Annotated in this window: 28 protein-coding genes, 1 tRNA gene and 1 pseudogene; 4 read left to right on the forward strand and 26 right to left on the reverse strand. The window is 71.6% G+C overall.

Translation table 11 applies throughout. The annotated features are described in order from the left end of the window. Positions 1–44: 44 nt before the first annotated feature. From ABZT18_RS20075 to ABZT18_RS20150, 16 genes are all read right to left on the reverse strand, one after another. Complete coding sequence (locus tag ABZT18_RS20075) at positions 45–1,796, reverse strand: substrate-binding domain-containing protein (RefSeq protein WP_355252138.1); 1,752 nt, start codon at positions 1,794–1,796, stop codon at positions 45–47. 529 nt (positions 1,797–2,325) lie between these two features. Next, positions 2,326–3,021 (reverse strand): cell division protein DivIVA, encoded by a 696-nt coding sequence (locus tag ABZT18_RS20080; protein ID WP_354996478.1) that lies wholly within the window; start codon positions 3,019–3,021, stop codon positions 2,326–2,328. 43 nt (positions 3,022–3,064) lie between these two features. After that, positions 3,065–4,246, reverse strand: a complete 1,182-nt coding sequence (locus ABZT18_RS20085) for a globin domain-containing protein (RefSeq protein ID WP_354996479.1) — start codon at positions 4,244–4,246, stop codon at positions 3,065–3,067. Between the two features lie 2 nt (positions 4,247–4,248). Further along, entirely contained in the window at positions 4,249–4,647 is a 399-nt protein-coding gene (locus tag ABZT18_RS20090; RefSeq protein ID WP_355252141.1) for a group 1 truncated hemoglobin, read from the reverse strand. Between the two features lie 336 nt (positions 4,648–4,983). After that, a complete protein-coding gene (locus ABZT18_RS20095) occupies positions 4,984–5,574 on the reverse strand; it encodes a MerR family transcriptional regulator (RefSeq protein WP_355252144.1) in 591 nt (196 codons plus the stop codon). 195 nt (positions 5,575–5,769) lie between these two features. Next, positions 5,770–6,234, reverse strand: a complete 465-nt coding sequence (locus ABZT18_RS20100) for a bifunctional nuclease family protein (RefSeq protein WP_354996482.1) — start codon at positions 6,232–6,234, stop codon at positions 5,770–5,772. 184 nt (positions 6,235–6,418) lie between these two features. Then, positions 6,419–7,120, reverse strand: a complete 702-nt coding sequence (locus tag ABZT18_RS20105; RefSeq protein ID WP_354996483.1) for a MerR family transcriptional regulator — start codon at positions 7,118–7,120, stop codon at positions 6,419–6,421. 50 nt (positions 7,121–7,170) lie between these two features. Continuing rightward, complete coding sequence (locus tag ABZT18_RS20110) at positions 7,171–7,623, reverse strand: FHA domain-containing protein (RefSeq protein ID WP_354996484.1); 453 nt, start codon at positions 7,621–7,623, stop codon at positions 7,171–7,173. A gap of 214 nt (positions 7,624–7,837) precedes the next feature. Continuing rightward, a complete protein-coding gene (gcvH, locus tag ABZT18_RS20115; protein ID WP_354996485.1) occupies positions 7,838–8,218 on the reverse strand; it encodes a glycine cleavage system protein GcvH in 381 nt (126 codons plus the stop codon). Between the two features lie 60 nt (positions 8,219–8,278). Further along, the gene (locus ABZT18_RS20120; RefSeq protein WP_354996486.1) at positions 8,279–9,283 is read right to left on the reverse strand and encodes a DUF881 domain-containing protein; all 1,005 of its coding nucleotides are present in this window, start codon (positions 9,281–9,283) and stop codon (positions 8,279–8,281) included. An 11-nt stretch (positions 9,284–9,294) separates the two neighbouring features. Next, entirely contained in the window at positions 9,295–9,627 is a 333-nt protein-coding gene (locus ABZT18_RS20125) for a small basic family protein (RefSeq protein WP_354996487.1), read from the reverse strand. Beyond that, positions 9,624–10,568: a DUF881 domain-containing protein gene (locus ABZT18_RS20130; RefSeq protein WP_354996488.1), complete on the reverse strand. Its 945-nt coding sequence runs from the start codon at positions 10,566–10,568 to the stop codon at positions 9,624–9,626. Before ABZT18_RS20130 ends, ABZT18_RS20125 begins: the two co-directional genes overlap by 4 nt. Further along, positions 10,565–11,197 (reverse strand): CDP-alcohol phosphatidyltransferase family protein, encoded by a 633-nt coding sequence (locus ABZT18_RS20135; RefSeq protein WP_354996489.1) that lies wholly within the window; start codon positions 11,195–11,197, stop codon positions 10,565–10,567. Before ABZT18_RS20135 ends, ABZT18_RS20130 begins: the two co-directional genes overlap by 4 nt. A 291-nt stretch (positions 11,198–11,488) precedes the next feature. Next, positions 11,489–11,953 carry a MarR family transcriptional regulator gene (locus tag ABZT18_RS20140; protein ID WP_354996490.1) on the reverse strand — a complete coding sequence of 155 codons (465 nt, stop codon included), beginning with the start codon at positions 11,951–11,953 and terminating at the stop codon, positions 11,489–11,491. Between the two features lie 56 nt (positions 11,954–12,009). Further along, positions 12,010–13,188: a PP2C family protein-serine/threonine phosphatase gene (locus ABZT18_RS20145; RefSeq protein WP_354996491.1), complete on the reverse strand. Its 1,179-nt coding sequence runs from the start codon at positions 13,186–13,188 to the stop codon at positions 12,010–12,012. A gap of 71 nt (positions 13,189–13,259) precedes the next feature. Further along, on the reverse strand, positions 13,260–14,006 hold the full coding sequence (locus ABZT18_RS20150) for an SAM-dependent methyltransferase (RefSeq protein ID WP_354996492.1): 747 nt from the start codon (positions 14,004–14,006) through the stop codon (positions 13,260–13,262). A 117-nt stretch (positions 14,007–14,123) separates the two neighbouring features. Here ABZT18_RS20150 and ABZT18_RS20155 point away from each other — a divergent pair, with 117 nt between their 5' ends. From ABZT18_RS20155 to ABZT18_RS20165, 3 genes are all read left to right on the forward strand, one after another. After that, positions 14,124–15,005 carry a universal stress protein gene (locus ABZT18_RS20155; protein ID WP_354996493.1) on the forward strand — a complete coding sequence of 294 codons (882 nt, stop codon included), beginning with the start codon at positions 14,124–14,126 and terminating at the stop codon, positions 15,003–15,005. A 71-nt stretch (positions 15,006–15,076) separates the two neighbouring features. Then, positions 15,077–15,289: a phosphatidylethanolamine-binding protein gene (locus ABZT18_RS20160; protein ID WP_354996494.1), complete on the forward strand. Its 213-nt coding sequence runs from the start codon at positions 15,077–15,079 to the stop codon at positions 15,287–15,289. After that, on the forward strand, positions 15,286–15,762 hold the full coding sequence (locus ABZT18_RS20165; protein ID WP_354996495.1) for a hypothetical protein: 477 nt from the start codon (positions 15,286–15,288) through the stop codon (positions 15,760–15,762). The genes ABZT18_RS20160 and ABZT18_RS20165 overlap by 4 nt, the downstream gene beginning before the upstream one ends. On the opposite strand, the gene ABZT18_RS20170 is transcribed toward ABZT18_RS20165, so the two are convergent. Further along, positions 15,763–15,966 carry a hypothetical protein gene (locus tag ABZT18_RS20170; RefSeq protein WP_354996496.1) on the reverse strand — a complete coding sequence of 68 codons (204 nt, stop codon included), beginning with the start codon at positions 15,964–15,966 and terminating at the stop codon, positions 15,763–15,765. 134 nt (positions 15,967–16,100) lie between these two features. Here ABZT18_RS20170 and ABZT18_RS20175 point away from each other — a divergent pair, with 134 nt between their 5' ends. Then, positions 16,101–16,751 (forward strand): hypothetical protein, encoded by a 651-nt coding sequence (locus tag ABZT18_RS20175; RefSeq protein WP_354996497.1) that lies wholly within the window; start codon positions 16,101–16,103, stop codon positions 16,749–16,751. Between the two features lie 5 nt (positions 16,752–16,756). On the opposite strand, the gene ABZT18_RS20180 is transcribed toward ABZT18_RS20175, so the two are convergent. From ABZT18_RS20180 to ABZT18_RS20220, 9 genes and pseudogenes are all read right to left on the reverse strand, one after another. Then, positions 16,757–16,942 (reverse strand): hypothetical protein, encoded by a 186-nt coding sequence (locus tag ABZT18_RS20180; RefSeq protein WP_354996513.1) that lies wholly within the window; start codon positions 16,940–16,942, stop codon positions 16,757–16,759. A gap of 72 nt (positions 16,943–17,014) precedes the next feature. Continuing rightward, the gene (locus ABZT18_RS20185; protein WP_354996498.1) at positions 17,015–18,292 is read right to left on the reverse strand and encodes a hemolysin family protein; all 1,278 of its coding nucleotides are present in this window, start codon (positions 18,290–18,292) and stop codon (positions 17,015–17,017) included. Positions 18,293–18,371: 79 nt separating this feature from the next. Further along, entirely contained in the window at positions 18,372–18,569 is a 198-nt protein-coding gene (locus ABZT18_RS20190) for a hypothetical protein (RefSeq protein ID WP_354996499.1), read from the reverse strand. A 39-nt stretch (positions 18,570–18,608) separates the two neighbouring features. Beyond that, positions 18,609–19,340 carry a hypothetical protein gene (locus ABZT18_RS20195; protein WP_354996500.1) on the reverse strand — a complete coding sequence of 244 codons (732 nt, stop codon included), beginning with the start codon at positions 19,338–19,340 and terminating at the stop codon, positions 18,609–18,611. Positions 19,341–19,395: 55 nt separating this feature from the next. Next, positions 19,396–21,150: a selenocysteine-specific translation elongation factor gene (gene selB / locus ABZT18_RS20200; RefSeq protein WP_354996501.1), complete on the reverse strand. Its 1,755-nt coding sequence runs from the start codon at positions 21,148–21,150 to the stop codon at positions 19,396–19,398. Between the two features lie 2 nt (positions 21,151–21,152). Further along, complete coding sequence (gene selA / locus ABZT18_RS20205) at positions 21,153–22,457, reverse strand: L-seryl-tRNA(Sec) selenium transferase (protein WP_354996502.1); 1,305 nt, start codon at positions 22,455–22,457, stop codon at positions 21,153–21,155. 22 nt (positions 22,458–22,479) lie between these two features. After that, a tRNA-Sec gene (locus tag ABZT18_RS20210) sits at positions 22,480–22,575 on the reverse strand. A 38-nt stretch (positions 22,576–22,613) separates the two neighbouring features. Further along, positions 22,614–23,798 carry an NrfD/PsrC family molybdoenzyme membrane anchor subunit gene (nrfD, locus tag ABZT18_RS20215; protein ID WP_354996503.1) on the reverse strand — a complete coding sequence of 395 codons (1,185 nt, stop codon included), beginning with the start codon at positions 23,796–23,798 and terminating at the stop codon, positions 22,614–22,616. Then, positions 23,795–23,970, reverse strand: a pseudogene (locus ABZT18_RS20220) (4Fe-4S ferredoxin); the annotation flags it as partial. The pseudogene ABZT18_RS20220 and the gene nrfD, both read right to left, overlap by 4 nt.

Here is a 23,970-nt window from a genome sequence, read left to right on the forward strand (position 1 = left end):
GGAACCCTCCACCCTCGATGACGTCGGTGGGGGCGGCAGGGCCCCTACTTGGCTCCGGCGGCCGCTGCCAGGAAGATGTTCGCCATCGCGGCGGCGAGATCTTTGGGATTCTGCGCGGCCTCGGCCCGGCCGCCGGTTGTCTCGGCAACCGCGCGCAACGTGTCCAGGTCCGCGCTTTCGCCGATGCCGATCGAGAACACCGGCACGGGGGGCTGGTTCTGGGTGAGCTGTTTGAGGAACTGTGCCTTGTCCATGGCATGGGGTGAGTTGCCGTCTCGACCGTCGGTCAAGACGACGACGATTGTCCGCCGATCTGGCCTGATCTTGGTTTGCATATAGTCCACGGCGTCGAGCACCGCCTTGTACAGCGGCGTTCCGCCATCAGGAATAGGGGTGTATGCGGCAATCTTTCGACCGATGACGTCGCGACGCGTTTCGCCTTTCACGGTGCCGGTGACCGGCCCCAGGGGAACTACCACCTCGGTTGACGGGCTTTTGGCAGTTGGCGTGCCGAAGAACCACAATCCGAGTTCCGTGTCATTGGTGAACGTCTGCGCGGCGACAGCGCCGAAGGACCGAAGCAGCGTCGCCTTGGTCTCGGTGCGACCCGGCCCGACGACCACGGGAGCGGCCATGGAGCCTGAACGGTCGACGACCACGAGCACCTGAAAGCGTTCCGGTTGGTACCGGGACCATGCGGCCGCTTCTAGACCCAGGCTCACGTCTGCGACCGCCGTCGGATCGGCGATCTTCAAGGGCAGGCCAGTGGGAACGCCGACCCGAGGCGACGGCCCCCCGAACCCGGTGAGGCGAAAACCTGCGGCCACCAGGGCGTTGCTGGTGTCCACCGATCGCAGACTGCCAATGAACTGGCTCAGCAGCCGGCGCTGCACGGCGGTGGCGGTGGACTGCCCTGCGATCGCCACGGGGTAGTCAGCCTCGACCGCGATGTCGCTGGCATACAGGCTCAGCACTGGATTGTCGCGGCCATCGTTGTGCTTCCAGAGCTGCTGCTCGAGCACAAAGAACATCCCGAGGTCGGCAAGGGCCTTCCGGTCGCCGCCCTGCTCGGCGGCGACGCGTAGCAACTCACCGGCCGACGCGTCCGCGTCGAGTAGCCTGGTGCGCAGCGCGAGGGCCCGAAGCTGCGCCACGCCGGCATCGGTTCCAGGTGAGGCAGCGGCGGCCTGCACCGCCACGAAGGACAGCAGACCGGCGGTATCCCGGGAGGGGTCACCCATGCTGAGCTTGACCGCCCCTCCCACGACACCGCTCAACAACGTCGCCCACGAAAAACCGGATCGGGCCCACGGCGTACCGGCCACACCTGCCGGCGCAGCAAGAACCAGAGGTGACCGTGCCAGGGAGTCGTCATGGATGGGGTAGACACGCCGGTCCGGGTCGACGCTGTCCAGCCAGATGCGGGACGACGGGATCCACACCTGCAGCGCTTCCGGCGCACCCTTCTGCGCCGTGATCGCCGGGTCTTCCCCGACGATATCCACCGGACTGCAGACCTCACCCATCTTCTCCACCGCCGCTGCCACCGCAGGCACAATCTCGGGGGCCACGACAACGTGCAGGGACTCCGCGCCTTTCCCGCAGGATGAGCCCGGTGACAGCTTGTCAATGATCCCCGCGTAATTCGTCGTGGCGCCGACTACGAGTCCCGCGACGACGACGACAGAGGTCAGCACAAGAAATTTACCCCGGCGCCGATGCCGGCGACGATGGCTTTGCGGCGGCTCACCCCCGCCCAGCTCCTCGCCACGCTGACCATAACGGTTGGTAGTCACCGATGAACGATCCCTGCCACCACTATCGGTAGTCATCTCTTCTCTCACAGTTTCATATGCGCGAGTTCGACCGCTTGGACGGGCGGTAACTGATCTTCGCGTAAAGTTACTTGATGGGTGACAAGGACCTGGAAGCGGTCGCCAAGGCTGCGCTCATTCGCCTGGGGATGGACGGCTTCGTGCCGTCCTTGTCGATCCGCGACGAGCGGCACGCGCAGACGCGGCGACTTCCCACATCCGTTGTGGGTCACCGGCCCCGGCTCGAAAAGACCCGGCCAGCGCCACAGCAGCGACCCGCTCGATCTCCCGGTAGACCGTCGAGCGGGCCACACCAAAGAGATCGGCCACCTCGGCGCTGGTGTGCTCGCGGGCTATGCGCAGGGCGGCCAGGTGCGCTTCCTGCCTGGCGCTGAGCCTGATTGCCTTGCCTCGCAGTCGGCCTGCGGCCTTCTAACTCCTGGTGTCGTCGTTCCTACCAACACCCGAGCCGGGGTGAGGTCCGGCAGAAGCGGACCCCACCCCGGCGGCGTCACCGCTGCTGGTGCCGCGGCAACGCCGACTGCCCCGCCGTGCCGCCCACGAACGGCGCCCCCGGTGTCTCCGCGGCGATCCGGTCCATTGTGCGGGCCAACTGCTCACTGCCGTCGTCGAGATGCCGCGCCGCCGCCTGCATGTGCGACACCATCATCTCGCCGAAGATCCGCAACGCCTCCCGGGTGGCCACCGTGTCGTCGAAGCTCGACCCAGCCGCGCTGCGGTACTCCGTCACCGCCCGCTCCGCCGCCTGCTTCGCCTCCGCCTCCGCCGCCTGCATGTAGCTCTCGTACTGCATCCGGGCGTACTCGGCGACCCGCCGCGCGTAGTCGTGCGCCTGCGCGATGATCTGCTCCGCCTCCCGTTGCGCCGCGGACAGCAGATTCACCTCCCGCGCCGCGGGAGCCTTCGCCGCCGCTCCCGTGCTCGGGATGACCCCGTGCCGGTGCAACTCCACCCGGTCGGTCAGCCGCTCGTTCTCCGCCCGCAGAGTCGCGACCTGCGTCACCAGTAGGTCCAACTCGTCGGCTACCTGCACCCGGAACCGGTCCACGTCAGCGTTGTCGTAGCCACGCCGGGCGAACGACGCGACGCCGAACTCCCACCGACGGACCCGGTCGGCGGTCATCCGCACCTGCACACCGCCGGATACCTGCATCCCGTCGTACCGACTGATCGGGGTCGCACTCACCTGTGCCCGCCTCCGTTCGCGACTGCCGGGCCCGCAAGCTCACTCACCTGTGCCCACCTCCGGAAATGTCACCAACGGTCGACTGCTGCACCGCCGTACGCCAGGCCGGGCCGTACCACTGCTCACCCAGGCCCTCGTGGTGCACCTGACCCGCGTGGAAACCCGCCTGGACCAACGTCTGCACCGCGTGCGAAACCATCTCGTCCGACCCGCACACGAACACGTGCCGGGAATGCCAGTCACCGTCGGCCAACGCCCGGTCCACCGCGTGCACGAACTCCCCCGGCCGGTTCACGTCGGCACCCACCACGTAGGTCACCGTCAACCACGGATACGACGACGCCAACTTGTCGATCGCGTCGCTGTCGTAGAGTTCACTGCGGGAACGAGCCCCCACGTAGAGGTCGACCCGTCGGCGGGAACCCTCGGCGGCCACCTGCTCCACCAACGCCTTCACCGGCGCCCAGCCGGTACCCGCGGTCAGCAACAACAGATCACTGGAACCCGCCGACCACAACCCCAGCCGGTCCCCCACCGGCGCCGCCAGGTGGATCCGATCCCCGACCGCCGACCCGTACACCAGACGTGACGACACCGCCCCACCCGGCGCGGCACGCACATGCAACTCCAACGTGCCATCCGCGCGCGGCGCGTTCGCCGGCGAGTAGTACCGCCACGACCGCACCGACGGATGCGACACCCCGACCGACTGACCCGGGGTGAACGGCAACAGGTACTGCGGACGCACCGTCAACACCGCCACGTCGAACGCCCGCCGCTCGTGCGCCACGATCTCCGCCACCCACCACGGCGGGTTCACCGCCTCGGCGGCCTGCGCGGCCTCCGTCATCACCTGCGCGACCAACCCGTACGCGGCGGCCCAGTCCTGAGCCAACTCGTCGGTCCACTGCTCCCCGAGGAAATGCCGCAACGTCGCCAACAGCGCCTCACCGACCGCCGGGTAGTGCTCCGCGCGTACCGCGAACTTGCGGTGGTCCGCACCGAGATCCTGTAGAAAACCCACCAACCCGTCGACCCGGTCCACGTTGGACACGATGTGCCCCAACGCGGTGACGAGGCGGTCCCGCTGCCCGGCCATGTTCGTGGGGAACATCTGCCGCGTCTCGGGGTGAGCGAGGAACAACGTCGAATAGAAGTAGAGCGGCACCTGGTCACCGTGGCCGGCGACCAGGGACCAGCTCTGCTTGAGCCGGGCCGCGTCCACGCTCAGGCGCCCGACCGGTCTCCGGCGGCCACCACCTGGTCCTGCACCTGCCCCAGCACCGTCTGCACGTCCGCCAGGATGTCCGCCGGAACACCCAGCTCGGTCAGCGTCACCATCAGGTGCCCGCCCACCTTCACATAGTGCTCCACAGGGATGTTCAACGGCTGATGCGCCTCGGCCAACCCACGACCGGTGTACTCGTTCGGGCCACCCAGCACCGTCGTCAACATCAACGTCAGGTGCCGCCGCTGACCCGCCATGTCCACATCGGTGAAGTAGCCAGCCAACTCAGGGTCGGCGAGCACCTTCTCGTAAAACAGATCGACGGCAGCCTTGACCGAGCTGGCACCGCCAATGCGGTCGTAGTGCGAGGCGGGAGCGGTTTCTTCGGTGACCGTCACGGTCGTTCCTTCCGGGGGGTGAAGGGTCGCGCGGGGTCGGCGCGAAGGGGCCCGGCCCACGGAGCGACATCGACGTGCCACGGCGACACCGCGCCGGAACCGTGTCGGACCATAGCGTGTCAACCGCCTCCGGTCAGGGCCCCCCGATCGGGTTACCGACACCAGCCCAACACGCTACGTCACCACTGCCGGCGCGTATCTCCACAACGGGCCACCGGAACGACACCCACCGTATCCACAGTGGAGCGCAAAGACCTACCGACCCGACCCACGGTCACCGACGGTCGCGAGAAAACCAGTCGGGAAAAAACTGGATGAGCCGAACGCCTCGGGCGCTCAGCCAGCCCGCCGCCGCGCCCGTCGCGCCGCCAACTCGTCACCCATCGGATCCGCCGCCACCGCCGGCTCCACCGGACCGCTCACCGCCGGCTCCGCCGGCAGATGCGACAACGACCCCTGGATCTCCTTGAAGGCCCCACCGATCGCGATCCCGAAGACGCCCTGGCCACCCTGCAACAGGTCGACCACCTCTTCCGGGGACCGGCACTCGTACACCGTCGTCCCATCAGAGATCAGCGTGATCCCGGCCAGATCCTCCACACCACGCGACCGCAACGCCTCGATCGCCTTGCGGATGTTCTGCAGGGACACCCCCGCGTCCAACAACCGCTTCACGACCTTCAACACCACCAGGTCCCGGAACGAGTACAACCGCTGCGTCCCCGAACCAGAGGCGTCGCGCACGCTCGGCACCACCAGCGTCGTCCGCGCCCAGTAATCCAACTGCCGGTAACTGATGCCCACCGCGTGGCAGGCCGTCACACCCCGGTAGCCCACCGAACCGTCACCCTCAGTCGCCACCGTTGGCGACGAGGCACCCGGCTCGTTCAACTCTGCACCCGGATCGGAATCCCGCGGCTCGTGCATCCGGACAACCTCCCCGTCAGTGTGGCGACGCGTCGTTTCCGGGACGCGCACCCCTCGACATGGCAACCCTATAGCCACCCTCAGGGGTTACCACGGAGGAACCGACGCGACACGCCGCGCAGCCACCGAGAAAGATCACCAACCGGACCGGGGCATCACCCACAGTCACAGCCGGGCGCAGAGTCGGCGCCCACCTCAGCCCGCGAAATCCTCCGGACGCACCTGATCCAGGAACTCGCGGAACTTCTCCACCTCGTCCTCCTGCTCGTCAGGGATGATGATCCCCGCCTCGCTGAGGACCTGCTCCGCACAACGAATCGGTGCCCCGACACGCAACGCCAACGCGATCGAATCGCTCGGCCGCGCCGACACCCGCACCCCATCGCCGATCAACAGATCCGCGTAGAAGACGTTCTCCTTGAGCTCAGTGATCTCCACCGCCTGCAAGGGCGCCTTCAACGCCGCCAACACGTCCCGCAGAAGATCATGCGTCAACGGCCGGGCCGGCTTGACCCCCTGCTGCTCATAAGCGATAGCCGTGGCCTCGACCGCGCCGATCCAGATCGGCAGATAGCGGTCCCCCTCGACCTCCCTGAGCAGGACGATCGGCTGGTTGCTGGGCAGCTCCACCCGAACTCCGACCACGCTCAGCTCGCGCACCGCCGCCTCCGTGTCGTTGTCACCTACGCCGCACCGCGCCCTTCCCTGCACGGTACACGGACCGCGACACGGCCGTCCCATGCGCTACGGCACCACGCTCGCGCCAGAAAGGGGTTACCCCGGCAAGCCTACGGCACGCTTCCCGGAAGAGATCTTTCCGCTCAGCCACCACCCGCCGGGCCCCTCACCGACCCAACGTCGAACGCAGACCCACCCGCACCAACGCCGCGTGCAACTGCTCCGACAACGCCACCAACTCACGCGCCGTCTCCGCCGCCCGCGCCCGCGCCGCCGGATCACTCTGCCGCGCCAACGGCGCCACCAACTGCGCGAACAAACCGACCTCGCGGTCCGCCGCCGTCCGATAACCCCGCAGGTGCCGCGGCTCCAACCCGTACGACGCCAACCCCGCCACCGCCGACGCGATGATCAACGCGTCCGCGTCATACCACCCCGGCGGATCCGACACCAGGACACCGAGCCGCTCCAACTCCACCAACGTCGAGTCGTCGATGCCACTGCGCGCCACCAGATCCGCCCGGCCGAGCCGCACCTGCGACGACTCGGCCGGCTCCGCCGACTCACGACCCGGCACCGCACCATCGGGACCAACCGCCACCAACGCCCGCCGCGACCGCCCCGGCTGCTCACCGGACGAATCCCACTCCGCCAACTGCTCACGGATCACCCGCAACGGCAGGTACTTGTCCCGCTGCGCGGTCAACACGAACCGCAACCGCGACACATCGTCCCAGCTGTACTTCCGGTAACCCGCCGCCGTCCGCTGCGGCTCGACCAGACCCTCGGCCTCAAGGAACCGCAGCTTCGAAATCGTGGTGTCCGGAAAATCGACCCGCAACTGCCCAAGCACCTCACCGATGCTCATCAGCGGCTGAGACCGGGCCGCCCCGGGTGACGTGGAGGCCGCAGGCTCGTTCACCCCCGGCCGGCCTCTTCCTCCGGGCGCGGACCGGCGATGAACACCACCCGGAACTTACCGATCTGGACCTCGTCACCATTGCTCAACGTGGCCGCCTCGACCCGCTCACGATTCACGTACGTGCCATTCAGGCTGCCCACGTCGCGCACCGTGAACGTGCCACCGTCACGGTGGAACTCCGCGTGCCGACGCGACACCGTCACGTCATCGAGGAAAATGTCACTGTCCGGGTGCCGGCCACTGGTCGTCACATCGTGGTCCAACAGGAACCGGGCACCCGCATTCGGGCCTCGACGAACCACCAGCAACGCCATACCCGGCGGCAACGAACTGGACATCCGGCTCGGCACCACATCGGTGTCCGGCCCCTCCAGCACTTCGTCGAGCGAACCGAGATTGAGCGTCGAAGTGACGTCGAGCGGGGGGAACTCGTCGTCTGGCCGCGTCATGGGACCACCTCACGGATCTGTTCGGTCGGCGTCGGGTAATGGCGGGTCTGGCCGCCGGGCACTCGAACACCCGGCGGCTGGCTCCCCGTGCCCGGGAAGGCAATTCCGCAACGCTCAACTATTGGGTTCTCGGTCGACTGGGCGAGCCTAGCCAGCGCCGAAATGCAGGGCAACCGGACGCGCGCAGACATCCCACGCGCCGGATCAAGCACACTCAGCCTTCGGTGATCTTCTGATACGCGCCCGCCGTCAGCAACCCGTCCGTCGCCGTCGGATCATTCGGCGTGATCTCCACCAACCAACCCTCACCGTACGGATCGGTGTTGATCAGCTCAGGGGTGTCACCCAGCGCCTCGTTGCGGGCCGCAACCGTACCGGCGACCGGAGCGTAGATCTCCGACACACTCTTGGTCGACTCGATCTCACCCAACGAGTCACCGGCCGCGACCACCGCACCCGCCTCGGGCAACTGCACGTACACGATGTCACCCAGCGCGTCCTGCGCGAAGTGCGTGATGCCGACCCGGATCGAACCCGTGCCGTCACCCGCCACCCACTCGTGCTCGGCGGTGTATCGCAGATCCTCGGGAATCACCAGACGCGTCCTTCATCCATCGGTGCCCCGGACCACCCGGGTCCGGCGCGGCCGCGCCGGTCAGGAGACCGGACGGGCGTGTTCCAACTTGATCGGCACGTGCAGCGCCGAAACCTCGGCAACCTCACGCTCCCCAAACGTCACGTTACCGCCGCCACCCCGAACCGACGCCACCACCCCACCAGGAATGTTCAACGCCGTGCGCATCGTCGCCGGATCACCGATCACCGTGATGGTGAACGGCCCCGTCAACCGACGCCCCTCCACCACCAACGACCCGTTGTCCCCGTCGAGGAAGTACGTCGACGCGATGACCCGCACCGTCGCCCGGTCCGCACCGGAAATCTGCATCGCCTCCGCGCCCGCACCCCGCAGCTCCTGCACCGCGTCCAGCACCCGGTTCGCCGTGATCGGCTTGGCGCCAGCATCGAACTGCACCGTCAACCCCGGCCCGACCGCCGGCAACGTACCCGCAAGGATGCCCAGCTCGTCCGCCCGCCGCGTCGCCTCGTCCAACGCCGCCTGACGGCCCTGCTCACCCGATTGCAACTGCCGCTGACTGTCCTCCAGAGCCCTGATGTCCTGCTGGAGACGGCTCTCCCGCGCGTCCAGATCCGACAGGATCCGGACCAGGTCCTCCTGGCGCGTCGCCCCCAACGTCGGATCCGTCGACGTCGTCTTCAACTGCACCACCAACGTGAAGCCCAGCAACGCCAACAACGCAACGATCATCACCCCGGCCGTACTCAACCGGGACCGACCCGCCGCCACCGACTCCCCGACCGGCTCCGCCAACCCGTCGGAACTCGCCACCGGCGCCTCCGAACGCGACACCGCGCTCAGGTCCACCGTCGCGCCGTCGTCAACCAGATCCACGTCCGGCTCCACGACGGGCTCCACGTCCGGCAGCTCCCGCTCCACCGGCTCCTGCGGCGCCAACGGGCTCAACTCGTCCGGATCCGGCGCATCCGGCCGCGGATCCGGCTCACCCGCCGGCCCACCCGGCCGCGCCGGCCCCGCCGGCTGCGGCCACCCGGTCCCCGTGTCGGTCTGCTCGTCACTCATCGCATCCCAACCTACGCCCGGAACAGGTGTCGACGGATCGCCGCCACGTTGCCGAAGATGCGCACCCCGAGCACAACGACCACGCCGGTGGACAACTGCCCGCCCACCCCCAACTGGTCACCCAGATACACGATCAGACCAGCAACCAGCACGTTCGAGATGAACGACACCACAAACTGCTTGTCGTCGAAGATGCGGTCCAACCTGGCCCGCACACCACCGAACACCGCGTCCAACGCGGCCACCACCGCGATCGGCAGGTACGGCTGCAACGCCGCCGGCACCGAGGGATCGAGCCACACACCGAGCACCACACCGGCGAGCAACGCCAGCACCGGGATCATCGGCCACCTCCGGAGGGGCTAGTGGTCGTCGTCGGAGCGGACGACCCGGGACTGCCGGACCGGACACCCGACGCGGAAGGGCTCGGACTGACCGACGGCTTGGCGTAGCGTAGCTGCGGCTCCGGAGCCGCCGGCAGGGTGAGGTCGTCCGACTCCCGCACACCGAACGACAACCCGGTCTTCTGCGCGACCTCCCGCATCAGCGCCGCGTTACGGCTGTCCTCGAATGTGCGCCGCATCGAACCCGGGCCGATCGCCGACACCTCGTACGGCCCGGTCACCGGCCGGAAATCCACCAGCATCGCCTCACCCGCCGACCGGATCGTCGACGTCGCTGTCAACCGCTGCCCGTTGATGGCGATCGCCTCCGCGCCGGCACTCCACAACGCGTTCGCCACCCCCTGCAGGTCGCTGTAGAGCACCCGTGGCGGCCCAGCGCCGGCGCCGGTCACCGCATCCGCGTTGTCCGGCGCGTCCGCCAACCGCACCACCACACCGTCGCCGCGCACCCGACCCAGCCCGGTGCTCGCCTCCTGGTCCCGCAGCCGGGCGGCCACCGACCCGCTCAACGCCGCGTCCCGCTGCCGACTGACCTCCTCGCGCAGCTGGTCCGCTCGCGTGGACAACCGGTCGGTCTGCTTCTCCCGCTCCTTGATCTGCGCCACCAGACCGGAACGGGCCTGGCTGCGCCCCGGCTCGTCGGCCATCGTCTGCCGGTACGCGACCGCGAACAGGAAACCGAGCATCACCACCACGACGAGGCTGATCGACCGTGACGGCCACGCACGCCACCCCCGGGCCGGTTCCGTGGACGCCGACCGTCGACGAGCGGCCGCCGCGTCCGCGTACCCCGGGTCCAGCGGATTGCGGAACAGCTCGGTGAGGAAATCCGGCGCGTACACCCGGTCCTGGCGGGGTTTCCCGGGCCGCGGCGCGCTCACGCCGCCGCCCCCGGGCCGCGCGCCGCGCGCACCAGCCGGGCCGCCTGTACGACGTACATCCCGCCGGCCACCCAGTAGAGCACCAACCCCCACCAGGCCAGACCCCAGCCGATGGCGTTCGCCGCCGTCGCCACGTCGGTCGCCGCGGTGCCCAGCAGCAGCACCGGGAACGCTGCGAGCAGCAGGAACGTGGCGGTCTTGCCCACGTAGTGCACCGGCGGCGGCCCGTACCCGTAGCGACGCAGCACCGCCAGTGAACCGAGCAGGAGCAGCTCACGGGCCAGCAAGGCCGCGGTGAACTGCCACGGCACCACCTCGCGCGCGGTGAAGGCGACCAGGGTGGCGAGGATGTAGAGCCGATCGGCCAGTGGGTCGAGCAGCTCCCCGAGTCGGCTCACCTGGCGCAGACGGCGGGCGATCCAGCCGTCGACCCAGTCGGTGGTGCCGCCGATGGCCAGCACGACGACCGCTGCCACGTCGGCCCGCTCGACCAGGAACAGGTAGAGGAAGATCGGCACGCCCAGCAGCCGCCCGAAGCTGATCAGGTTGGGCAGGGTGAGCACCTGGTTTCCGGGAGTCTGGTCACCGGTGTCCCGCGGTTGCTCTGGCCGAGCCGGCCGACGCGACACCGATCCTCCTCCACGGCACGCGGCCCTCGGCCGACGTCCGGCGCGGCTGAGGGTCGTGCGCGCTGTTGGGCCGGCCACCGCCGGCTTCCCCTGCGGCCCCGGGTGGGGCCCCTTCCCTGATGCGGCCCGCGATCTCGATGATCACGGGCCGGGTAAGTGCGCTGCCACTATATCGGGCTTCTCTCTGCTGCCTGGGTGCCGCCGTGCGGCGCTCGGCGCGGTCCTGTCGCACTGTGGCGTGGATCACCACGCGTAGAGCGTCCTAGGATAGTAGTGGAAGGCGGGCCGCCCTCAGGCGGTCTGAACCGCGGAATCGGTCTGCTGCTCGGGCACCGACTGGGTCGCCGCCCGAGCGAACGCGACCAACGACAGCAACAGATCGTGCTGCAGCCGCGCCGGCATCCGATCCAGCACCGTCTGCACCGCACGCTGCCGCCGCTCGGCTAACTCCCTGAGCAGGGTCAGCGCGGCGGCGGTCGGCACCAACCGCACCTCACGCCGGTCCCGTGGATCGGCCACCCGGCGCAACAGACCGGTCGCCTCCAGCCGGTCGCAGAGGCGGCTGGCTGACGAGGGCACCACATCCAGCAGCTCCGCCAACCCGTTGACGTTGGTCTCCTGCCGACTGCTGATCAGCGTCAACACCCTCAACTGGGTGGGCGGCACCTGGTGCCCCGACGCGGCCGACTCGAGGACGGCGATCAGTGTCTCGGCAGCCGCGTCGATCGCCGCGGCGAGATCCGCAGGTCGCTCCACCCGATGTCCCCTGCCGTCGTCGCGCTGGTGCCTGCCCGGCAGAGCGGCGGCGACCCTCACCCGCTGCCCCGCCCACGCGGACCGTGCCAGTCCAGACAGACAACGACGGCGTCGTCGCGCAGATCGGCGTCCGCGTGATAGGCGTGCAGTTCGCGCATCACCGTACCAACTGCCTCGGCCGGCGGCTGCAACCGCGTGGCGCGTAGGGAACGGGACATGACTCGCAGCCCGTACGGCTCCTGCCCCGGCGGCTCGGCGGCCCACACCCCGTCGCTGACCACGAAGAGGCGGTCGCCCGGCGCGAGTTGCAGCTCCTGCAACTCGTAACGGGTCTCAGCGAACATGCCCAGCGGCATCTGCTGCTCCAGCTCCACCGGCTCGACCACGGATCCGCGCATCCGCAGCATGTGCGGGGACCCCGCGTCGACCGCGCGTACGCGGCCGGTGCGGGTGTCCACCTCGAGCAACAGGGTGGCCACGTACCGACGGCCCCGGTGTTGGTAGAAGACCGTGTCCGAGGCCAACTCGGCCTGCTCCACCAGGCCGCCATCGGAGCGCCGCGCGTTGCGCATCGCGTTCACGGTGACGGCGGTCAGCATCGACGCGGCCAGGCCACTGCCCTCACCGTTGAGCACCGTCAGGGTGAGCAGGTCGCCGTCCAGGGACCAGTCGAAGTGGTCGCCACCAACGGTGTACGCCGGCTCGAGCTGACCGGCCAGATCGAACGCGTGGTGCGCCACACTGCGACCGGGCAGCAGGTCCCACTGCATCTCGGCGGCCATCGTCATTCGCTCGCGACGACGGGCCCGCCGGTAACGGTCGGTCTCCCGGTCCGCCGCACGCATCGCCACCGCCAGGGCACCGGCGATGTCCGTCGCCTGGCCGGTGACGGCCGGCCCCGGTACGGCGGGAAGCTCGATCAGCAGCACGCCCAGCCGCTCCCCCCACACCGTCAGCGGCAGGTAGAGCCGGCACGCACCCTCGACGACACTGTCGCGCACCGGTTGCTGGCTGCTGAAGCAGCGCTGTGCCACGGTGTGGCAGGCCAGGAACCCGGCCGCCGGAAGGTCCGGATCCAGCACCGGCCACAGCCCGCTGATCCGGTAGTCGGCGACGAACACGTCGGTGCGGAGAGCGCCCATCGTCGACCGGATAGCCCGGTCCGCCGCTTCCGCCAGTTGGTCGGGCGGGGCCTCGCGCAGCGCGCGCGAAACCACGTCCGGCGCGTCCACCATGGTCGTCCTCTCCGAAAGCTTGCTACAGGGCAAGCATCATACGGACGCCCTCGGACGGCAAATCCGCGCGGTCAGTCGCCGCCGCGGGTCGCGAGCACGCCATGGAACGCGTCAGGTACCTCTGCCGGCGAACCCTCCGGCCGCCACCGGGCGACCGGGACGATCCCGTCGGCCGTCGGCGCCCACCGACCCAGCAGCGGCGCGAACGCCGCCGGCGGACGCATCCGGAACTGCGGCCCCATCATCGCCAGCGCCTGCGGGTGACCGGCCAGCTCCTCGGTGTCGAAGTCCACGGCGAGCAGGCTGCCCGGCGCCGCCCCGGCGTACAGCTCGTCGAGGGTGCGGGTCAGCGTGGCGTCGTCGAGGAACGCGGCGAGCCCGAGAAAGACCAGCCCGACCGGCCGCCGGCCCCAGCCCGGAACGAAACGGTGCAGCTGCGCCGGGTCGATCGTGCCGATGTCGGTCGCGTCACCGAAGCCGTAGCCGGCCCGGTCGCTGCCGGCGAGGATGCTCTGCCCCAGCCGGATGGTGACCGGGTCGACGTCGGTGTAGAGAACTGTCGCGTCGGTGGCGACCTCGTGCACGTTGCCCATGGTCGGCACGCCGGCTCCAAACACCAGGAAACCGTCCATGCCCTGCTCGGCCATGGCCCGCACCGCCCGACCCAGGAACGCCCGCAGCTCCTGGAACACCGGCGCGCACGGCCGGTACGCCTGCTCGAACGCGCTCGCGGCGGCCACATCGACGGGGAAGTGGTGCTCCCCGCCGAGCCAAAAGTCGATCATGCGTGCGGTGCTCGGCTGGTCCGGTTCACCCATCGACGATGCCCCTTCCCCGGCCGGTCGTCGCCAGCGTACCGACCCGGACGCGATCGGCGGTATCGCGACGCGGAGGCGTCTCCGCCCGTGATACTGGCCGCGAGCGGGAGGTGAGCGGTGAACTCGGCGAACAACGCGGCGGTCGTGGTCGGCGTGGACGGCTCGGAGCAGGCGCTGCGCGCCGTACGCCTCGCCGCCACGGAGGCAGCGCGCCAGCACCGGCCGCTGCGGGTCGTGCACGGGTTCATCTGGCCGCTGCTGCACGTGCCGGTCTCCCCCGCCCCGGACGCACCACCCGGCGGTGGGCTGCGCCACCGGGCCGAGGAGCTGGTCGAGGCCGCGGTGGCCGAGGCCGAGGCGACCGCACCGGGGCTGTCGATCTCCGGCGAGATCATCGACGGTGAGGCCGCCGCGGTGCTGGTGGGCGAATCCCCCACCGCCGCGCTCATCGTGCTCGGCGACCGCGGGTTGGGTGGCTTCTCCGCGTTGGTGGTCGGCTCGGTCGCGGTGCAGGTCGCCGCGTACGCCGACTGCCCGGTGCTCGTCGCCCGCGGCGCGCAACGGCCCGACGAGCCGGTGCTGGTCGCGGTGGACGGTTCGGAGGCCTCCCGGCTGGCGGCCGACTTCGCCGCCGAGGCCGCCGTGTCGCGCGGCGTGCCGCTGGTGGCGGTGCACGCCTACCGGCACCCGGGCAGCAGCGGCCCGGGCGACATGCAACCCCTGGTGTACGACGAGGCGCAGCTGCACGGCGAGCAGGAGCGGATGCTCGCCTCGTGGCTGAGCGGGCTGACCGAGCACCACCGGAAGCTGCGGCTGACCTGCCGGGCGGTGCACGGCCGGCCGGGTGCCGTGCTCGCCGAGGCGTCCCGCTCCGCCCAACTGGTGGTCGTGGGTGGGCAGGGGCGCGGCGAGGTGACCGGGTTGCTGCTGGGCTCGGTGAGCCAGTCGGTGCTGCACCACGCGCAGTGCCCGGTCGCCGTGGTCCGGGCTCCCCGCTGAGGGCCGAGGTTGGCCCCTCGCCAGACGGGTAGACGGCCGCGGTACGCCCAGACCGACGAAGGAGGCAGCAGATGCCAGGACCACGGCCGGGCAGTAACGCGTACGACAAGCAGCGGGCGCGGTTGCGCAACGCGATCGACGACTCCGGACGCCGGGTGCCCGACGGCAAGGCCAACAAGGTCGCGAACAGGATCCTCCAGGAGGATCGCGGCCAACGGGGCGTGGTGCGCGGTGACCGCACGTACGGCCCCAAGGGCGAACGCGAACCGGGCGACCCGAAGTGAGGAAGGTCGACGTGGCCGACGGCGCCATCGCGGGCGCCGTCGGCACCACCGCGCTGAACGTGGTCAGCTACCTCGACATGGCGCTACGGGGACGGCCGGAGAGCAACACCCCGCAGGAGACCGTCGACCGGCTGGCCGGGATCGCACACGTGGACCTGGGGTCCGGGGCCCGGGCGGCCAACCGCCGCTCGGGCCTCGGGCCCCTGATCGGCTACGGGCTGGGCATCGCCGCCGGTGTCGCGTTCGCGCTCTACGCCGGTGGTCGGCGCCAGCCGCTGCCGATGGCCACCGGTCTGCTCGGTGCCGGCGTCATGACCATGACCGACGGGTCGATCACCGCGCTCGGCATCAGTGACCCGCGCACGTGGCGGCGCTCGGACTGGGTCTCCGACATCATTCCGCACCTCGCATACGGGCTGACGGCCGCCGCCACCTGGAACAGGTTGCGGCGGCCGTCAGGTCGCAGTCGCTAGTCAGCGGGTGTCGCTGTCGTCCTCGGCCGTCGGTTCACCGGCCGGGCCGTACGGCGACACCTGCCCCTTGGGCACCGGTCGACCCTCGTCGCCGCGCGACGAGCCACGGTTGAGCGGGTGCCCGGTCGGCTTGGGCCCCTTGCTGTCCTGGCTGGTGGCTCCCTTGGCGTTGCGCCGGAGCTCCTCCTGCTGCGGGTTGACCACGGGTGTCTCCCTTCCGGGTACGGCAGGCGGCATCGACCGCCTCCACCGCCGGCATACCCGCCCGCTCCGGCGGCATTCCGGCCCCGGTCACCGGCGAGATGGCTAGTGGGTGACGGATCGGGTACCCGGTCGGTGTGGGCAACGATCGAACGGTGGTACGGGTCCTGCTGGACCGGCGTGGCCGCACCTACGCGGAGGAGGCCGGCATCCGCCTCTCCGACCGCCCGGGGCCGCTGTATCAGCTGCTGGTGCTCGCGACCCTGCTGAGCACCCGGATCCGGGCGTGCGTGGCGGTGGACGCCGCGCGGGAGCTGTTCGCCGCGGGCTACCGCACGCCACAGGCGATGGAGGCGGCCACCTGGCAGCAGCGCGTCGACGCGTTGGGCCGGGGCCACTACCGCCGCTACGACGAGCGGACCGCCACCATGCTCGGCACCGGCGCCCGCCTGTGCCTGGACCGCTGGCACGGTGACCTGCGACGGCTGCACCGGGAGGCCCAGGGCGACCCCGCCGGGCTGCGCCGTCGACTCACCGAGTTCCCCGGCATCGGCCCCACCGGCGCGGACATCTACCTGCGCGAGGCTCAGGCGGTCTGGTCGGACCTGCGCCCGTACGCCGACCGTCGGGCCCTGGCCGGGGCGAAGCGGCTGGGTCTGCCGGGCTCCCCGGACGGGTTGGCCGGTCTCGTCGACGAGCCGGACTTCGGCCGGCTCGCCTCAGCGCTGGTACGGGTGGCGCTCGGCGAGGAGTCCGCCGGCGAGGTCACCCGCGTCGCGGCCCGCTGAGGCGCTCACTTCACCGTCTTGTCCCCCGGCCGGGTCAGGTACCACACCAACAGCGCGGCGAGCAGCGCCAGGATCACCACCCCGCTGGAGATGCCAGGGCCCTCCTCGGGGCTGCGGCCAGCGCTACCGAAGTAGATCACCGCGAGGCCGGCCAGCACCGTGACGAACGTACGCAACCCTCGGTCCTTCACGTATCGCACCGTAGGCGGCCCCGAATCCACCTCGGGCGGATTCGGGGTAGTTGTCCCTCTTCCGGGTGGTGGTCAGCGGTCCGTGACGAACCCCCGTAGCCGCACCCGGCGCACCGCGCGGTCGGCCACCTCCACCACCTCCAGGGTCAACCCCGGCAGCCGCACCGTCTCCCCCGGCTCACCCGGCAGATGCCGCAGCCGCGCCAGCACGAGCCCCGCCACCGTGGTGTAGTCCCGTGACAACGGGAAGCTCAACCGCACCCCCAGATCGGGCAGGTCGTGCAGTGGGAAGTCGCCGGGCACCAGCAGGGACCCGTCCGACTCCCGGATCACCCCGCGCACGTCGCGGTCGGTCTCGTCGTACAACTCGCCGACCACCTCGGCCAGCAGATCCTCCATGGTGACCATGCCGTCGATGCCGCCGTGCTCGTCGACCACCAGGGCCAGTTGCTGATGCTCCTGACGGAGCTGACGCAACGCGTCGGCGACCGGCAGGGTGACCGGCAGCAGCAGCGGCGACCGGACCCGCTCGCCCACCATGACGGTGCCGGCCTGCACCAGGTCGCGGATGTGCACCACGCCGAGCACCTCGTCCAGCCCGCCAGGGCCGGTGACGGGAGCGCGGGACCGCCCGGCGATGGCGAGCTGACGCACGCCCTCGTCGGCGGTCAGGTTGGCCGGCAGCGTCGTCACCTCCCGCCGGGCCACCAGGATCTCCCGCAGCGTCCGGCCGGCGATGTCGAATGCCCCGGTCAGGATCTCCCGCTGCTGGGGCGACAGGCCGTGCTGGCTGACCAGCATCTCCCGCAGCTCGTCCTCGGTCATCTCCTCCCGGTTGGCTCGCGGGTCGCCGCCGGCCAGCCGTACCACCGCGTCAGTGGCCCGACTGAGCAGCCACACCGCCGGTCGGGACACTCGGGCGAGCAGGTCCAGCGGGCCGGCGCTGAGCAGCGCCCAGCGCTCCGCCCGCTGCATGGCCAGCCGCTTCGGGGCCAACTCCCCGAGCACCAACGTGACGAAGGTCAGCAGCACGGTCACCAGCAGCACCGCGGCGGGGCGGGCCGCGCCACCGAGGAAGCCCAACGGGCCGACCAGCGGCCCGGCCAGTGACACCGCGGCAGCCGCCGAGGCGAGAAAACCGGCCAGGGTGATGCCAAGCTGAATGGTGGCCAGGTAGCGGTTCGGGTCGCGGGACAGCTGCACCAACCGGTCGCCGGCGCGGGACCGCCGACCCAGCCGCCGCAGCTGCCCCTCGCGCAACGTCACCAGCGCCATCTCACTGCCGGAGAGCGCGGCGTTGATCAGCACCAGCACGGCCACCAGCGCCAACTGCCCGAGCTGACCGCCCATCGCGCACCCCCCTCCGCCGCCTCAGGTCACTCAACCGCAGCGGGGCAGGCTCCGGGTCCGGTTTCGCCCGCGCCCCCGCTCAGTCGACCTCCAGGTCGTCCAGCGAGATGGCGTGGGTCATCAGCCACCGGGCCAACGCCGACATACCGAACAGCCAGAGCGGCACGGACTCGGTGGGGCCGTTGGTGGCGTAGATGGCGAACCGCAGGTCCGGCGCGTGGTACGCCTCGATCCGCCACCGGTGCTGCCGGTCCCGCCAGACCGCCGAAGGGTCCATGGCGTCACCGTAAGTGACCGCCACCGACCCGGGGGCCGGTTAGCCCGGCACCACCGTCACCCCGAGCAGGGCACGGGCAGCGGACACCAGAATGGCGATCCCGACCCCGGCGAGCACCAGCCAGCCGAAGCCGCGCCACCCCGAGCCACGGTCGGGAACCGACGCCGACGGCGGCCTCCACAGCTCCCGGTACGACCAGGCCAGCACACCCACCCCGAACGGCAGGAGCCCCACCCAGAACCAGAACCACCGGGTGCCCGCCAGTGGCGGCGCGCCGCCGATCAACCTGCCCAACCAGAGCAGGGTCAGCACGCCGGCGAGCAGAGCGGCGCCGTCCGCGATCCGGTGTGTGAGGGCGCCGTCGGCATGCCACGGGCCGGCGACCGCGGCGAGCCGCGCGTCCCGCCCGGCGCCCGGCGTCGGGTCCGGCTCGACGGGGTACGAATCCGAGGCGGGCGGCTGGACGTAGGCGTACCGGGTCCGGCCGTTCGGCACGGTCCAGGCGAGCATCGCGCCGTTCCCCGCGTACTGCGGTTCCGGCCGGCTCCCCCAGTACGCGTCGTCGTTCCAGCCGTACGCCCGTTGGAAGGTCACCACCTGGCCGGTCGCCAGATCCCGGTCGAGCTGGGCTACGGTCGACTCGCGGGGCTCGACCCACCAGGCCAGAGCGGCCCAGAGCACCCAGAGCAGCGGCAGCCCCCAGCGCAGCGTCGCCGGGACAACACCGCGCCACCGGCCACCCAACGGCCGCGACGGGAACACCTCAAGCATGTCGCCACCGTCGCACCCCGGCGCTTGTCGTGTCAGCCCCGGTACACGCCGGCGGTCAGGTGACGACGATCCGGGCGTCGTCGGGCAGTCGTCGGGTCGCGCCCCGACGGTCCAGCAACTCCAACAGCGGCACGGCCACCCGGCGGGTGGTGTCCAACGCCTGCCGGGCCGCGGAGAGGGTGAACGGTTGGGGCAGTCCGGCCAGCACCCGGACCGCGTCGTCGAGTGCGTCGGGCAGCAGCACCACGTTGTCGGCCAGCCGCAGCAGGGCGCCGGCACGCACCGCTGCCCCGATCTCCCGGGGACCCAGACCGAGGTCGACGAGGCGGTCCGCTTCGGGGGCGCGGAACGGCCGATCGCCGTACTCGGCGCGGACGCGCTGCACGGCCCGTGCCACCGCTTCGGGCAGCGCGTCGACGCCCGCCGCCCCGACCCGCCCCGCGTTGATTCGCAGAGGCGGCCGGACCAGCGCCTCGACCAGCACCCGGTCGGGCAGGGCGAGACGCTGACGCAGGGCGTCCACCGGCATCCCCGGCTCCAACGGGTGCTCCTCGGCGTAGCGGGCGACCTCCTCGGTCAACTGGTCGCGGAGCCGCCGCCAGTGCGCGGGGTCGGCCAGCCAGTCACCGGCCACCGGCTCGGCGTGCACCGGCACACCCATCCGGATCAACGCGCCGGCCCGGACCAACCGGCGGCGGCGCAGCTCCCCGGCCAGGTCGGGCCGACCGTCCAGCTCGGCGAGGACCTGCGCGCGGGCGGCGGCGGCCCCTCGGCGGACCAGCGGTGGTGGTGCCACGTCCAGCACCCGCACCCCGCCGGCCACGTGGTGCCGGCCCGGGTCACGCAGCACCGCCCGGTCGCCCACCAGCAGCGGCAACGGACGGGCCAGCCGCAGCCGTACCGTGTCCGGGCCCAGCGGGCGCACCCGGACCGGCACCGCCGCCGACCCGACGTGCAGGGTGAGGGTGGCGGGCAGGTCGGCGGCCGGGTCGCCGGTGAGTCGGACGTCGACGAGATCGGTGCGGTGGAACCGGCCCGGGGTGAGCAGCGCGTCACCGCGGCCGAGCCGGTCGCGGGGCGTACCGCGCAGGTTGACCGCCACCCGGGCCACCGCCGCGGCCTCCGGTCTGGCCTCGCCCAGTGCGTGCAGGCCGCGGACCCGGACCGGTTCGTCGGTGCCGGCCAGCTCGAGCTCGTCGCCCACCCGGAGGCGACCGGCGCCGAGGGTGCCGGTGACGACGGTGCCGCTGCCCCGCACCGTGAAGCTGCGGTCGACCCAGAGCCGGACCGGGTCGTCCACCGCGGGGGCCGGCAGTCGGGCGGCGAGCCGGTCCAGGGCGGTACGCAGCTCCGGCAGGCCCGCGCCGGTAAGGCCGCTGACCGCCACCGCCTGCACCGGGCCGAGGCTGCTCGCGGCGATCTCGGCACGGGCGCGGGCCGTCGCCGGCCCCGGATCGGCCAGGTCGGCCCGGGTCACCACCAGCAGGCCGTACGCGACACCGAGCGCGTCGAGCGCGGCCAGGTGCTCGGCGGACTGCGGCATCCATCCCTCGTCGGCAGCGACCACGAACAGCGCCGCCGGCACCGGGCCCACCCCGGCGAGCATGTTCGGCACGAACCGCTCGTGCCCGGGCACGTCGACGAAGGCGACGGTGCCGCCGGACGGCAGTGTCGTCCAGGCGAACCCCAGGTCGATGGTCATCCCCCGGCGGCGTTCCTCGGCCCACCGGTCGGGCTCCATCCCGGTCAACGCCCGGACCAGGGTCGACTTGCCGTGGTCGACGTGCCCGGCGGTGGCGACGACGAACACTCTCAGTCGTCCCCGGGCACGCGCAGCACGGCCGCTCGGACATCCTCGTCGGCGTCGGCGGGCACACAGCGCAGGTCGAGCAGGAGTCGACCCCGCACCACCCGGCCGAAGACCGGCTGGTCTCCGGTGCGCAGCGGCGCCGCGTACCGCTCGGGCAGACTCAGAGCCCACGAGTCCAACTCCACGCCGGGGGCGCCGCCGCCGCCGACCACCGCGACGGCCGGCACCACCTCCGCCTTGCGGCCGTCCGCGCCGAGCCGGTCGCGTAGCCGCTCCACCCGCTGACGCAGGGCACCCGGGTCGGCGCGCAACGCCGCCCGGGTCGGTGTGTCCGGGTGGTGCAGGGTGGCGGCCAGCGCGGCCAGGGTGAGCTTGTCCACGCGCAGAGCCCGGGCCAGCGGATGACGGCGCAGCCGGTCGATCAGCTCGACGTCGCCGAGCAGCAGCCCTGCCTGCGGCCCTCCGAGCAACTTGTCGCCGCTGGCGGTGACCAGCGCGGCGCCGGCGCGCAGGGTGCTGGCCGCGTCCGGTTCGTCGGGCAGCAGCCCATCCGCGGCGAGCAGGCCGGAGCCGATGTCGGCGACCACCGGCACACCGAGGGTGGCCAGTTGTCGTACCGGGGTGGCCGAGGTGAAACCGGTGATCTGGAAGTTAGACGGGTGCACCTTGAGCACGAACCCGGTCTGCGGGCCGAGGGCGGCGGCGTAGTCGGCGAGGGTGGTGCGGTTGGTGGTGCCCACCTCCCGCAGCCGAGCGCCGGTGCTCTCCAGCAGGTCGGGCAGGCGGAAACCGTCCCCGATCTCGACCAGCTCGCCCCGGCTGACCACGATCTCCCGGCCAGCGGCCAACGCGGTGGCCGCCAGCACCAGCGCGGCGGCGCCGTTGTTGACCACGTGCACGGCGCCCGCGTCAGGCACGGCGGCGGCCAGCGCGTCGAGCGCTTCACGGCCACGGCGGGCCCGACGGCCGGTGGTCAGGTCCAGTTCGACGTCGGTGTGCCCGGCCGCGGCCACCACCGCGGCGACAGCGGCGGATGACAGCGGTGCCCGTCCCAGGTTGGTGTGCAGCACGACACCGGTGGCGTTGAGCACCGCGCGGGGGCCGGCCGCGGGTAGCGCGGCGACCGCGACGTCCCGGACCTGGCCGGGGCCGATCTCGCCGCGGCGGGCCCGCTCCTGCGCCCGGGCCACGACCGCCTTGACCTGGTCCCGCCCGAGCGTCGCGGTGGCCGCGGCCAGCAGCGGATCGGCGAGCAGCGTGTCGGTGCGCGGCACCCGACGTCGCGGGTCCACCGGGCCGTCGCCCATCGCGTCATCTCCTGCCCCATGTTGGCGGAGACGGACGGGAATCGAACCCGCCTGGCCCGGGTCCCGGACCACACCGGTTTTGAAGACCGGGAGGGGCACCAGCCGCCTGAACGCCTCCATCGGACATTCGATCACAGCACGGGCGATGCCGCCCGGTCAGGTGGAAGTTCCACCCTCGGTCCGCCGAGCTTCGACCCGCTCACGCTGGGGCACCACCGTGTACCGAGGGTCGCGGGCGGAGGCGACGCCGCCGTAGAAGATGCCGAACCGGGTCACGACCGAGGCGGCCAGCAGCGCCGCCCCGGACAGCGCGCCGACCAGCCGGCTGCGTCGGCCGAGGAGCGCGCCGGCCACACCGGCTGTCGTCAGCAGCCGACCGGCGCGCAACAGCTGACCGGGCCGGCCCAGACGGTAGGGCTCACTGAGCAGACCGAGGCGGGTCTCCACCCGATGCGCGCCATACAGCTCCAGGGCCGCACCGGCCACCGCCATCCGCCGGGCCGGCCCGGCCTGAGCCGGCGGCGCGGCGAGCAGGCCCACGCCGGCGCCGCTGGCCAGGGCGCTGCCCGCGAAGATGACCGGCAGCTCCGGGTACGCCTCGTGCCAGGACGGCACCGCCGTGTCGGCGAGCAACACCCCGGTGTACGTGGCCAGCGCGGGCGCGGTACCGGCGGCGAGCAGCCCAGCGGCGTGCCCGACCGACGGCAACGCCCGGCCGGCCAGCCCGAGCAGACCGTGGCGAGGCAGCCAACCGGCGGCCTCGGCGATCGCGGCGACGCCGGCCGCCGGCCCGTACGCGGTGAGGATCCAGGTGCCCACCGACATCGGCGAGGTCGGCTTCGCCACCCGCAGCATGTGGTGGAACCGTGCCGGCCGGCCCAGGTCCCTGACCAGGAAGACCGCACTGGCGCTGACGGCGGCCAACGCGGTGACCCGACCGGCACGGCGCAGCGCCGGCCGCGCGGTGAGCTGCCCACCCGCGGCGAGCAGCGACGAGCCGGCCGCCAGCCCGCCGGTGAACAGGTACGCGGCGATGTCCCACTTCCAGACCGGCGCCTTCAGGATGGGCCGACCGTAGTACGAGGTGAACTCGGCCTCCGGCACCCGCAGCTCCTCGCCACCCCCGCGACGACCGCCCCGGCGGCCATCCCGTCGACCGGCGTGCTCGGCGTTGCCCTGCGGCGGCGAGGTCAGGTCCGCCCGGGCGTCGGTACCCGCCGGTCCGCCGTGGACGCTCGCCTCCCGCCGCGCCGGGACGCCCCGCCGCTCGGAACGCTCGGCAGCCAGCCGGTCGCGGAAGCGGCGGAACTTCTCGCCCACCTCAGGGCGGTGCGGACTCACGAGGAACCTCCGACGAACGCGGCGACGGTGGCCGCCGCCATGGCGAGGGCCGCGATGCCGGCGCGCTTCCACATCTTCGGCAGGTCGCGAGTAGTCACGATCGGATCCGGTGGTAGCCCGTACACCTCGGGCTCGTCCAGGAGCAGGAAGAACGCGCCGTCACCACCGACAC

This window comes from Micromonospora sp. NPDC005291 (assembly GCF_040607415.1).
Lineage (GTDB): Bacteria > Actinomycetota > Actinomycetes > Mycobacteriales > Micromonosporaceae > Micromonospora.